At 35.9% G+C, this 12,618-nt stretch carries 12 protein-coding genes; 5 read left to right on the top strand and 7 right to left on the bottom strand.

From position 1 onward, the window contains the following. The first annotated feature begins 175 nt into the window (after positions 1–175). Positions 176–2,197, top strand: a complete 2,022-nt coding sequence (gene metG / locus A9G08_RS02990) for a methionine--tRNA ligase (RefSeq protein ID WP_065562260.1) — start codon at positions 176–178, stop codon at positions 2,195–2,197. 319 nt (positions 2,198–2,516) lie between these two features. On the opposite strand, the gene A9G08_RS02985 is transcribed toward metG, so the two are convergent. Further along, positions 2,517–3,332 carry an SDR family NAD(P)-dependent oxidoreductase gene (locus A9G08_RS02985; protein WP_218058382.1) on the bottom strand — a complete coding sequence of 272 codons (816 nt, stop codon included), beginning with the start codon at positions 3,330–3,332 and terminating at the stop codon, positions 2,517–2,519. A gap of 215 nt (positions 3,333–3,547) precedes the next feature. Here A9G08_RS02985 and A9G08_RS02980 point away from each other — a divergent pair, with 215 nt between their 5' ends. Further along, positions 3,548–4,438: a LysR family transcriptional regulator gene (locus A9G08_RS02980; protein ID WP_065562259.1), complete on the top strand. Its 891-nt coding sequence runs from the start codon at positions 3,548–3,550 to the stop codon at positions 4,436–4,438. Positions 4,439–4,494: 56 nt separating this feature from the next. On the opposite strand, the gene tolC is transcribed toward A9G08_RS02980, so the two are convergent. Beyond that, positions 4,495–5,841, bottom strand: a complete 1,347-nt coding sequence (tolC, locus tag A9G08_RS02975; RefSeq protein ID WP_065562258.1) for an outer membrane channel protein TolC — start codon at positions 5,839–5,841, stop codon at positions 4,495–4,497. Between the two features lie 138 nt (positions 5,842–5,979). Here tolC and nudF point away from each other — a divergent pair, with 138 nt between their 5' ends. Together nudF and cpdA are read left to right on the top strand one after the other, a co-directional pair. Next, positions 5,980–6,609, top strand: coding sequence for an ADP-ribose diphosphatase (gene nudF / locus A9G08_RS02970; protein ID WP_065562257.1), 630 nt, complete (start codon positions 5,980–5,982; stop codon positions 6,607–6,609). Positions 6,610–6,771: 162 nt separating this feature from the next. Next, positions 6,772–7,602, top strand: coding sequence for a 3',5'-cyclic-AMP phosphodiesterase (gene cpdA, locus A9G08_RS02965; RefSeq protein WP_065562256.1), 831 nt, complete (start codon positions 6,772–6,774; stop codon positions 7,600–7,602). A gap of 49 nt (positions 7,603–7,651) precedes the next feature. On the opposite strand, the gene cls is transcribed toward cpdA, so the two are convergent. The 5 genes from cls to fldA all read right to left on the bottom strand — a co-directional run bounded on the left by cls (position 7,652) and on the right by fldA (position 11,256). Further along, a complete protein-coding gene (gene cls / locus A9G08_RS02960) occupies positions 7,652–9,115 on the bottom strand; it encodes a cardiolipin synthase (RefSeq protein ID WP_065562255.1) in 1,464 nt (487 codons plus the stop codon). 5 nt (positions 9,116–9,120) lie between these two features. Beyond that, on the bottom strand, positions 9,121–9,573 hold the full coding sequence (gene yciA, locus A9G08_RS02955; RefSeq protein WP_065562254.1) for an acyl-CoA thioester hydrolase YciA: 453 nt from the start codon (positions 9,571–9,573) through the stop codon (positions 9,121–9,123). Positions 9,574–9,600: 27 nt separating this feature from the next. Continuing rightward, positions 9,601–10,143, bottom strand: coding sequence for an inner membrane-spanning protein YciB (locus A9G08_RS02950; RefSeq protein ID WP_065562253.1), 543 nt, complete (start codon positions 10,141–10,143; stop codon positions 9,601–9,603). Positions 10,144–10,207: 64 nt separating this feature from the next. Continuing rightward, complete coding sequence (gene fur / locus A9G08_RS02945) at positions 10,208–10,666, bottom strand: ferric iron uptake transcriptional regulator (RefSeq protein WP_065562252.1); 459 nt, start codon at positions 10,664–10,666, stop codon at positions 10,208–10,210. A 77-nt stretch (positions 10,667–10,743) separates the two neighbouring features. After that, positions 10,744–11,256: a flavodoxin FldA gene (gene fldA / locus A9G08_RS02940; protein ID WP_065562251.1), complete on the bottom strand. Its 513-nt coding sequence runs from the start codon at positions 11,254–11,256 to the stop codon at positions 10,744–10,746. Positions 11,257–11,429: 173 nt separating this feature from the next. Here fldA and sucC point away from each other — a divergent pair, with 173 nt between their 5' ends. Then, positions 11,430–12,596, top strand: coding sequence for an ADP-forming succinate--CoA ligase subunit beta (gene sucC / locus A9G08_RS02935; protein ID WP_065562250.1), 1,167 nt, complete (start codon positions 11,430–11,432; stop codon positions 12,594–12,596). Positions 12,597–12,618: the final 22 nt, after the last annotated feature.

The following is a 12,618-nucleotide window of genomic DNA, read 5'->3' as shown; positions in this document are numbered from 1 at the left end:
ATTATTTTAACTAGATAAGAGTGATCATTCTTTCTAATAGAATGAAAACCATTCCCTGCACAATATCGCTCAAAGTATATAAAGAATTTTTATCAAATTATGGCATAAATCTGGCGATAATCCCACGATTGATGTACTATTTCCGCCATTATGTAATAAAAGGTAATAATTCAACATGACAACTCAACGCAAAATATTGGTAACTTGTGCGCTTCCTTACGCTAATGGTGCAATTCACTTAGGTCACATGCTTGAACATATTCAAGCTGATGTCTGGGTGCGCTACCAACGTATGCGCGGTAATGAGATCTATTTTATCTGTGCGGATGATGCGCATGGAACACCGATTATGCTTAAAGCACAGCAATTAGGCATCACCCCAGAACAGATGATAGATGAAGTTAAAATTGAGCATCAACGTGATTTTGCCGGTTTCAATATTAGTTACGATAATTACCACTCAACCCATAGCCCTGAAAATCGTGAAATATCTGAAAAAATCTACAAACGATTAAAGGCTAATGGCTATATTAAAACCAAAGTGATATCACAACTATTCGATCCTGAAAAGAAGATGTTTTTACCGGATCGTTTTGTTAAAGGGACTTGCCCTCGTTGTAAATCACCAGACCAATATGGCGATAACTGTGAAGTTTGTGGTGCAACTTATAATCCGATTGATTTAATTAATCCGCAATCAGTCGTATCGGGTGCAACACCGATCATGAAAGATTCAGAGCACTTCTTTTTTGACTTGCCAGCGTTTTCAGATATGTTACAAGCGTGGATCCGCTCAGGAACATTGCAAGATCAAGTGGCTAACAAAATGCAAGAGTGGTTTGAAGCAGGCCTACAACCATGGGATATCAGTCGTGATGCGCCATATTTTGGTTTTGAAATTCCCGATGCACCGGGCAAATATTTTTATGTTTGGTTAGATGCGCCAATCGGTTATATGGGGTCATTCCTCAATTACTGTAATAAACACAACAAACCGATTTTTGATCAGTTTTGGAATAAAGACTCAACCACTGAACTTTACCATTTTATCGGTAAAGATATTGTCTACTTCCATAGCTTGTTTTGGCCGGCAATGTTAGACGGTAGCGAGCATCGAAAACCTTCCAATATTTTTGTGCATGGCTATGTCACCGTTGACGGCGCGAAGATGTCAAAATCACGAGGCACCTTTATCCAAGCAAGCACCTATTTGAAACATTTAGATCCCGACTGTTTGCGTTACTATTATGCAGCAAAACTCTCGCCACATATCGATGATATCGATTTAAATTTAGAAGATTTTGTGCAACGGGTGAATAGTGATTTAGTTAACAAAGTGGTGAATATTGCATCCCGTTCGGCTGGCTTTATCAGTAAACGCTTTGGCGGAGAATTATCCGACAATCTTGCAGAGCCGGAACTTTATGCTTTATTCGTTGAAAAATCAAAAGTCATCGCTGATTATTTTGAACAACGTGAATCCGGCAAAGCGATTCGTGAAATTATGGCATTGGCTGATGAAGCGAATCGTTATATCGATGAAAAAGCGCCATGGGTGGTGGCTAAACAAGAAGGGCAAGATCAAGCATTACAAGATATTTGTTCTATGGGTATTCATCTATTCCGCATTTTAATGACCTATTTAAAACCTGTCGTGCCGTCATTAGCGGAGCGCAGTGAGGCGTTTTTAAACAGCCAATTAACTTGGGACACGATTAATAAACCATTAACCGGGCACACGATCAACCAATTCAAAGCCCTGTTTAACCGTATAGATATGGATAAAATTACTGCTATGATTGAAGAAACCAAAACCGCTTTAGCAACACCTGCCAAAGAGAAAATTGCAGAGCCAATTGCTGACACTATCAATTTTGATGACTTTGCCAAAGTTGATATGCGTGTTGCGTTAATTAAAAATGCCACGGTGGTTGAAGGGTCAGATAAATTATTGCAGTTAACACTGGATATTGGTGATGAAACTCGCAACGTATTTTCCGGCATCAAACAGTTCTATCCTGATCCTGCGGTGTTAGTCGGTAAACTAACCATAATGATCGCTAACTTAGCACCTCGCAAAATGCGCTTTGGTATCTCAGAAGGCATGGTACTTTGTGCAAGCGGTAAAGATGATAGTGAAGGTGTTTACCTATTATCACCAGATAGCGGGGCAAAACCGGGTATGCGAATTTCGTAATCCTCTAAATTATTGACATCTTAACAAGTTAAATGCTTGTTAAGATGTATTTAGGATAATATTGGCATTGTAAAATTGGCTCCCAGCATAAACAACCCAACTCTCAACTTAAAAGGCTTTTGTGGTGTTTTATATCAAAAAAAAGTTGAGGAGTGGGGTTTTTGGGGTTCTAAATTCTGTTTTGAAATATTGTCCCAAATAAATAATTCCGCTTTAACTGTGGCGCTTTTTAGTAGCTGTGTTTTTCCATCAAAAAAAGTTGAGGAACGGGGTTTTTGAACCCCAAAATCCGTTTATTGTTCCTTCCATATTCAACTTTTTATTTTTGATTTTCTGCTGGGTTGCCTGAATAAGGAAAATGGCTGTCTTTTAGTTGGAATGAGAAATCTTTAGTATCAACTTCCCCAACGGTTTTATCACTGTCGTAGAGCGCTAGTAAGAATTCAGCCATTTGGTCGGCAGAATGATATTTAGCGAAACTTTTGTCATAATTATATTCACTAACATTGTTGGCTTTTTTGCCAAATTCAGTTTGCGTTGCAGCTGGGGCAAGTACTTTGGCTCTTAGTTTTGCGTTAGTCTGTATTAATTCTTGAGCAAGCCCTTCTGTAAAGGCACTGACGTAAAATTTGGTGGCGCAATAGGTTACCGCATTAGGTACAATGGTATAGCCACCTCGTGAAGAGATGTTAATCAGCTGAGTGTTGGCGTGGTTATGGTATTTGCGTACATAGAGGGTTGATAAGATGGTTAATGCTTCTATGTTTAGGTGGAGCATTGACTCAATTTTAGTTAAATCTTGTGTGCTAACACTGCCATAATGTCCAAAACCCGCATTGTTGATCCATGTTTCGATAAAGTAATTTCTTAGTTCATTAAATAATGTGTAGATGGATTGTATATTGCTGAGATCACAAACTTTAATGATGACTTCAATGTCGGGATTGATTGTTTCTATTTTGTTTTTTAATGATTCTAAATTTTCTATTCTTCTTGCTATTATAATCAGATCTTTGTTTCTTTTTGCAAATGCTATTGCTGTCGCGTAACCTATTCCTGAGCTGGCTCCGGTGATGACTGTATATCTTTTTTCAGTGTTAATAGTTTCTATTTCGATATCCATTTCCATTTCCATTTTGTATCCTTTTTATATCCGTATCTATGTCCTAATTAATCAATTTTAGTTGCTCACATTAAAATTGTTCAGCGAACATGAAAGTTCACACTTATGATAACAATTTTTTGTTTAGAGTATTTTCTTTTTTTAATTAATGATGTGTATTATATTTATATATAAAATGAGTATAAATAGTGTCAAAATTTATTTATTAACAACTGGAGGTTGATAATATGGATTTAGTTAAGTGTATGGAAGCTTTTGTGATAACGGTTAAGACCAGATCGTTTGCTGCAACTTCAATCTCTTTAAATACCTCTCCACAAATGGTCGCAAAGTATATTTTGTTTTTAGAAAATTATTTGGGCTTAAAGTTGTTAAATAGAACGACGCGATCGCAAAATTTGACCGAGTTTGGCAAGCAGTATTATGAGCGATGTCTATTTATTTTAAGTGAGATTAAGAATACTAAGACACTAGCACAAACATATAGTAAGGAGCCGAAAGGTCGTTTGAGAATTAGTGCACCGGTGAGTTATGGGCATTTTAATTTGGTTCCGGTTATTAGTCATTTTATGAAATGTTATCCGAAGGTGAATATTGATATTCAGTTAAACGATCGTTATGTTGATTTAGTTAAAGATGATTTTGATGTGGTGTTTCGAATCGGTTCTTTAAGTGATTCGGGATTAATTGCGAGAAAGCTTAGTGATTTGCAACTTATTTTTGCTGCATCGCCAAGTTATTTGGCTCGTTATGGTGTGCCAGCGGTACCCGATGATTTGAAAAAGCATCAATGTTTAATCTATCAATATGTTAATTCAAACAAAAAAGATAATTTGTGGCCGTTTAAGATAAATGGTGAATTGATTAATGTTCCAATTACAGGATCATTTCAAAGTAATAATACGGCAGCACTGGCTGCTGCAGCTATTGAAGGATTAGGTATTACGATGTTACCTGAGTCGACGTTGAGAGAGTCAATTAAACAAAATAAATTAATCCCAGTTTTACAAAATTTTTTACCGCCGGCGAGGGAAGTCCATTTGTTGTATACCGCCGATAAGCAACGGTTGCCTAAGCTCAATATTTTTATCGATTTTATTATTAATGCGATGACTTAATCGGGATAAATAAAAAAAGCGATCTGATGATCGCTTTTTTATTAATTTTTATTGAATTATTTTATTGTTGCAAGTGTGCTTACTTCTTTACCTAACATATTGTTTAGGTAATCTAGATCACTTGCCGTTAAGGTTCCAACTGCATATTTTAACTGTAATAAACTTGTTAAATAGTTGTATTTAGCATCAGAAAGATTTCGTTTTGAGCTATACAGTTGTGTTGTTGCGTTAAGTACGTCAACGATAGTACGTGTTCCCACTTGGTATCCAGAAGAGGTTGCTTCTAATGAGCTTTGTGCTGAAACAACCGCTTGTTGATAAGCTTTAATCGCACTGATCGATGATGAGATGTTGTTGTAAGATGAGCGGATTTGGTTAATCACACTACGATTAGTACTTTCAAGTTTTTCACTTGAGCTTACGAAGCTGTGTTGTGCTTGTTGTACTTGTGATACTGTTGCGCCACCAGAGAATAGCGGTAAACTCACGCTGACCCCAATTTTGTTATCGCCTGTATATCTTTTACCGGCAGTATGGCGTTCGTAATTGGTGTTACCATAACTGTCGCTTTTGTTTAGGTTGGTTGATGCTTCTAAGCTTGCGGTAGGCATAAAACCAGATTGAGCCATTTTGATTTGGTCGCGAGCAATCTCTTGGTTTAACTTCATTGTTAATAAATTGAGATTGGTGGTTTCAGATTGTTTTAACAATGCGTTGATTTGAGTTGGTTGCTCAGTTCTAAAGGTTTTGGTGTCAACGCTAGCAAGTTGAGAATAGAAGCGTCCACTCACTTGGCGTAATGCTTCAAGCGCATTATTTAAATCATTTAATGCATTAACTTGTTGTGCAACAGTTAAGTCGTAATTTGCTTGAGCATTTTGTACGTCGGTAATAGCAACTAGACCAACTTGATGTTGTTGGCGAGTTTGTTCTAATTGACGACCAATTGCTTTTTTTTGTGCATCGATGAAACTTAATGCATCAAGGGCTTTTAATACATTAAAGTAGGCTACCGAGGTGTTTAAAATTAATGTTTGGCCTTGGTATTGATAAGAGATATCCGCAATAGTGGCTTGTTTTTTGGTGATATCTAACGCTTTCCAATTAGAAAAATTAAAGATACTTTGTGATACACCAACTTGGTATAAGCTACCGCTTTTAGTTTTAACACCGCTATTGTCTCGACGTCCATGTGCTACACCATAAGAAGCACTAAGGCCAACTTGCGGAAGTAAGCTTGCACGAGAACCTGAAATTGCTGAGTAAGCTTTATCTTTTTCAGCTAATGAACTGCGTAGATCTGGGTTGGTTTGTTTCGCTTGTTCATAAACCTGTACTAAGTTTTCAGCAAACACAGATTGGCTTAATACTAAGCCAATTAAAAAGGTTAAAGTTTTTTTCATTAATCTTCTCTTTAAAAGCAATAAAATAGAATAATATTTTCAATTGCATAATTTTAACAGATAATTAGCATATAGAAAGTATACTTATTCGTGATTCGCACTTTTTATTAAAATTTAGCTTAAAATTGAGAATTTGATATGAAATTTAAACCTACACCTGTGCTTTTTAACAAGAAAGATGTTTTTAATTTAACTAAACGCATTTTATATAAGGGCTTTTTTTCGTTATTGGAATACCGTTTTCAATACCGTAAATTTGATGGTTCAGTCAGTGAGGTGGTGAGTCGCGAAATTCTGGAGCGTGGCCATGCTGTGGTGCTTTTAGCATATGATGATAAGCGTGATGAAGTTGTGCTTATTGAGCAAATTCGGATAGCTGCAATTGAGTCAGAAGATTCGCCTTGGATGTTAGAGTTGATTGCCGGGATGATGGATCATGAGAATGAGTCGATTGAAGAAGTAGCAAAACGAGAGGCCTTGGAAGAGGCGGGTATTGTTGTTGGGCAATGTAAGCTAATTATTAGTTATCTTGCATCACCAGGTGGTTTAACTGAGAAGTTACATGTTTTGGTTGGTCAGGTTGATGCTTCAACCGCTAAAGGCGTGCACGGTTTAGCTGAAGAAAACGAGGATATCAAGGTTCATGTAGTCAGCCGTGAGCAAGCTTATAAGTGGGTTGAAGAAGGCGTAATTAATAATGCAGCATCAATTATTGCTTTACAATGGTTACAACTTAATCATTTGACACTAAGAAATGAGTGGAAATAAGAGATTTTTGTTAAATTCAGGAAATTATTGCTTCCCTAAAAATAAATTTTATTTTACAATTTAATATAACATCATGATTTAAAAATAAAAAATTGTGATGTTGATCACAATATCATTTCTATTGCTGGCATGATTTCATATATATAATTATTGAGGTAGATTTTGGAGTCACTTTTAACGCTTCAAATACAGAATAAGCATTGTGCAAATATTTTGCATATTACTGATACACATCTGTTTGCTGATGAGGATGGTGCGCTATTAGGCATTAAGTCAAATGCGAGTTTTTTATCGGTTATTAATGAAATTAAGCGTGGTAATAGAAAGTATGATTTGATCGTTGCAACAGGTGACTTTGTGCAAGATGGTTCGAAGAAATCCTATGCGCGCTTTGCCGAGCAGATTAAGCAGTTTAATACGCCATGTGTTTGGTTGGCGGGTAATCATGATAATTTTAGTTATATGCAGGAAGTGTTTTCGAATTACCAACTGGCTGAAAATAAAGTAGTATCGCTTGGTGATAATTGGTTGATTGTGCTTTTAAATAGCCAAGTTGTTGGTCAGGCATGTGGTTTGTTACCTCAATCTGAGTTGCAATTTCTTGAAAAGACGTTATTAGCTCATACTGATAAAAATGTGATGGTCTTTTTGCATCACCATCCTATTGATTCGGGTTGTCATTGGTTAGATGAGCATATTTTAAAAAATAGTAATGAGCTTGAGAAAATCGTTAAAAAATTTCCTTCAATAAAAGGTCTTGGTTGGGGGCATATTCATCAACAACAAGATCATGTTTGGCATAATTGCCACGCGTTTTCTACACCCTCTACTTGTTTTCAATTCAAGCCAAATTGTTATGAGTTTCAATTATCTAATGATGAAGCTCCAGGCTGGCGTGAAATTACGCTTAATGAAGATGGGACAATCGAATCTAGCGTTTTCCGTATTGCAGATAATCTGTTTTTGCCTGATGTTTCGCAAAAAGGTTACTAATATCTATCTTTTCAAAGGTTACTCAAACGTTAATTTTTACAACGATTGTTTAGAGCAATGGAGCAAAAAAGTAAAATAGTCTTTCAACAATCCGTTGCCAGATTGGTCTTTTTTTCCATTTTTCAATATCCACTTTGTCTGATTGTGATAAATATTGTTCTAACAGTGTAGATAGTGATTTTGCAAACTGTGCATCATCAATTACCGTTGTGATTTCAAAATTGAGCCATAAACTTCGCATATCTAAGTTAACGGTTCCAACTAAACTAAGTTGGTTGTCGATTAATACACTTTTGGTATGGAGTAAATTATCATTAAATTGATAAAGCTTAACCCCACCGTTTAATAATTCAGAAAAGAATGCTCGACTTGCCCATTTAACCATTAGCGAATCATTCTTTTTAGGTACGATGATGATGACTTCAACACCTCGTTGAGCGGCTGTACATACTGCATGTAATATATCATCACTTGGTACTAAATATGGCGTGGTGAATACAATTTGTTCTTGAGCTGAGTAGATTGCAGTTAAGAGTACCTGGTGGATCATGTTTTCAGTATAACCAGGACCTGAAGCAATCAGTTGCATAATATGTTTTTTATCTTCTGGCGGCTCTGCGAAATCAGTAATTTGAGGAAGGGCTAAATATTTTCCTGTTTCTAGCTCCCAGTCACTGGCGTATATTGCACCCATTAGTGTGGTAACTGGACCACACATTCTGATCATGATATCAACCCACTCCCCAACATGTTTATTTTGTTTGAAGAATCGTGGATCTACGATGTTCATGCTACCAGTATATGAGATGTAGTTGTCAATAATGGCGACTTTTCGATGTTGTCGTAAATCAAGTCGTCTAAACATAAATCTTAATAGATTAACCTGCAATGCTTCGATGATGGTTATGCCTGCGTCTCGCATTCTTTGGCTGGCTTTGGAGCGGATAAAATGTCGACTACCGGCTGAGTCAATCATTAGGCGACAGGTGACGCCTCGTTGTGTGGCTTGTATAAGCGCTTGTTCAACATCGTCAGCTCTACCACCTTCGTTCCAGATGTAAAAGACCATTTCGATATTTGACTTGGCTTGATTTATGTCTTGAATTAGTTGGTCAAAAATGGCATCGGTATTGCTCAGTAATTCAATGTGGTTGCCTCTGATCCCATCAAGACCTGTTTGATGTTTGCAGAGTTGAAAAATAGGTTTGCTAACCTGACTGACTTTGGTGGTAAAGATGTCAGGAAAAGCACTTAATCGATTAATAAATTTTGTAATAGTCGGGCGCATTTTTTGCGCACGTTTGGCTCTTTGTTGCCCAAGATGAGCTTCACCTAGTGCAAAATAGAGAATGACACCAATTATAGGTAATATATATATTACTAACATCCATGCGATTACGTAAGTGGTTGGTCGTCTTTTGAAGACAATACGTAAGGTGGTTGACACAATAAGCAACCAGTAAACAAGAAATATTAATGTACTTACTAAGGCATGAAATGATGTAAATTGCATAATTATCAGCTATAACTTAAGTTTAGTTTACTAATTGGGTCTTTAGTACAATCGAAATTTTGAAATATTTCAGGCAACGGTTTTGGATTATTATGTTTATCTACAGAAACATAAGTAAATGTCGCGTCAGTAATGCAGAAGCGTTGTGTTGCATTGTCAGCATCTGTTATTTTTTTTATCCAAACTTCAATACCAATTGTAATGGATGTTGTACCGGTTTTTATACAATGTGCATAACAACAAACAACATCGCCAACCATTGCTGGTTTGTAGAAGGTGATACTACTTGCATTTACTGTTACTACTCTTCTTTTAGCAATTTCTTTAGCTAAAATGCCACCGGCTAAATCCATTTGTGACATTATCCACCCGCCAAATATATGGCCATGAGGGTTGGTGTCTGCTGGCATGGCTAAAGTGCGTAAAACGAGTTGTCCATTAGGGTTGTCTTGCGTCATGTTGAAAGTACTCCTACTTATATTACTTTATCCGTTATCAGCCATTTTATTCATATGCCGATAGATGTATATGCCCGATATCAATGACATGACTAATGATGCAATCGGTAAAATAAATACTTTGAAGATCCAGAAGAAATCACTTGATGCATAATAGGTTGCAACTAGGCTAAATGAACCGCAAGCCGTAAAAAAAGCGATCCATATCAAGTTGAGTTTATTCCAAATAGCGATATCGAGATGTATCTCTTTACCTAACATTTTTTGTAGTAGATTTTTTTTGAAACCAAACTGGCTAATAGATAATGCAGCCGCAAATAAGAAGTTTATGATGGTCACTTTCCACTTAATTATGTCTTGATTTTGTGTATAAAGTGTTATACCACCAAAAACCATTATCATCAGATAGGAGATGAGCTCGACTTTATCAATTTTTTTATACATAACAAGAATAATTAAAAATGAGATGGTTGCTGAAACCATCAAGGCTTGTACGCCAACAAAAATATCGTAAATTGTTAAAAATATAAAAAAGACGATAAGTGGTATAAAATTTAATAGCTGCTTCATTTAATTATTAACCTGAAAGATAAAAGTAAATGTTCTCAATAAGTGAAAAGCCTATTAAATAGGCTTATTTTTTTGTATGAAGTTCTGGATGAGTTTTACAGTTACCTGATTTGCAATGACCATAAAGATATAAGCTATGAAAGGTGAGTTCCACGCCATATTGCTCTGCAATTTCTTTTTGACGTTTGTTGATAATTTCGTCTCGAAATTCAAAAACTTCTCCACAATCTAAACAAATTAAGTGGTCATGATGTTTTTGTGAGGCAAGCTCAAAAACGGCTCTTCCTCCTTCAAAATTGTGGCGTGTTACAATACCCGCATCATCAAATTGATTTAATACACGATATACAGTAGCAAGACCAATCTCTTCGCCCATATCAAGTAGTTTTTTATAAAGATCTTCCACAGTAATGTGTTGGCATGAAGGATCGCGTAGTAATTCTAAAATTTTTAATCGCGGTAACGTAACCTTTAAACCCGCACTTTTGAGTGCTGCATTGTTATCTTTATCATGATTTGTCATATTACATTCCAATTTAGTTAATTAATTAGGCATATTATAAAATATGAACGGAAAATAAAATAAATCACTTTGATAGATCAAATATTCATTTCGGTTTTTACTTGGTTTACCCAATTATTAATTCTTTCTTCTGTTAATTCTGGTTGGCGATCTTCATCAATGGCTAAACCTACAAAGTGGTTGTCATCAACTAAGCTTTTAGATGCTTCAAAACTGTAACCTTCAGTAGACCAATGACCAACAATTTTTGCGCCTTTAGGTTCGATAATATCGCGAATTGTTCCCATTGCATCACAAAAATATTCAGCATAATCTTCTTGGTCACCACAGCCAAATATTGCGACTGTTTTGCCATTAAAGTCAACGTTTTCTAAGTTAGGAAAAAAATCATCCCAATCCGCTTGAGATTCGCCGTAATACCAAGTTGGGATACCAAAAAATAAGAAGTCATATTTTTCGATATGTTCTTTTGTTGTTTTTGCAATATCAAAAAGATCTGCTTTGTCTGTACCTAAAATTTGTTGGATTTGTTTAGCTACATTTTCTGTGTTGCCTGTGTCACTACCAAAAAAAATTCCAACTTGTGCCATATTTTTACCTTTACTGTTTTTACAATATACATATTTTGAGTATAACACTGTCGATAGTTATCAGCAATAATTCTCAATAACTCCAAACATAAGTAATTATTTACTACACAATTTTTTCAACTTGAATTAAAATTAGCCACTATTTTATGGCAATCGACGTTTCGGAATTATTTATGAATCTGCATGAGTATCAATCAAAACACCTATTTAAACAATATAATTTGCCAGTGCCAGAAGGTTATGTGTGTAATTCAATCGATGAAATACAAGATACATTGGCTGAGCTCTCTTCTCAATCTAATGCTTGGGTAGCAAAGTGCCAAGTTCATGCAGGTGGACGTGGTAAGTCAGGTGGGGTAATTTGTACTAAAGATTTTAATGAAATTAGATTGTTTGCTGAAAAATGGTTAGGTCAATATTTAGTGACTTATCAAACAACGTCTAAAGGGCAACCAGTTAATAAAATTTTAATTGAAAAAGCGTCTAATATAGAGAAAGAGCTTTATTTAGGGGCGGTTGTTGATCGTAGTACAAAACGCATTGTGATTATGGCATCTACCGAAGGGGGTGTTGAGATCGAAAAAGTCGCTGAGCAATCGCCACATTTAATTCATAAAATATCACTCGACCCTTTAACAGGACCATGCGGATATCAAGGACGAGAGTTAGCTTTTAAACTTGGCTTAACCGGTAAATTAGTCAATCAATTCGCTAAATTATTTGTTAATTTTGCTAATCTTTTCATTGAAAAAGATGTTTCTTTAGCAGAAGTCAATCCTTTAGTTATTACCGATACACAAGAGTTAATCTGTCTAGATGCTAAAGTTGTGCTAGATGATAATGCTATGTTTAGACATCCTGATTTAGTCGTATTAAGAGATACTACACAGGAAGACGAACGGGAGTCGATAGCCGCTAAACAAGGCATTAGCTATGTATCTTTAGATGGCAATATTGGTTGCATGGTTAATGGCGCAGGTCTTGCTATGGCAACTATGGATATGATTAAACTTTATGGTGGTGAGCCAGCAAACTTTTTAGATGTTGGTGGTGGCACGACAAAAGAACGGGTTGCCGAAGCCTTTAAATTGATACTTTCTGATAAAAATGTGAAAGCAATATTAGTCAATATTTTTGGTGGTATTGTTCGCTGCGATCTTATTGCTAATGGCATTATTGATGCAATTAAGGAAATAGGTTTGACTGTCCCTGTTGTCGTTCGTCTTGAAGGTAATAATGCAGAACTAGCAAGAGATATTTTAGCTAAAAGTAAATTAAATGTTATTACCGCAAAAAGTTTAGTCGATGCAGCCCAACAGATCGTCAGTGTTGCACAATAAGAGAATGGGTGGAGAATAATTA

Origin of the sequence: Gilliamella sp. wkB195, from assembly GCF_001690445.1 — a bacterium.
GTDB lineage: Bacteria > Pseudomonadota > Gammaproteobacteria > Enterobacterales > Orbaceae > Gilliamella > Gilliamella apicola_E.
The sequence above is the reverse complement of the archived record's forward strand: the minus strand, read 5'-3'. Positions and strand labels throughout refer to the sequence as shown.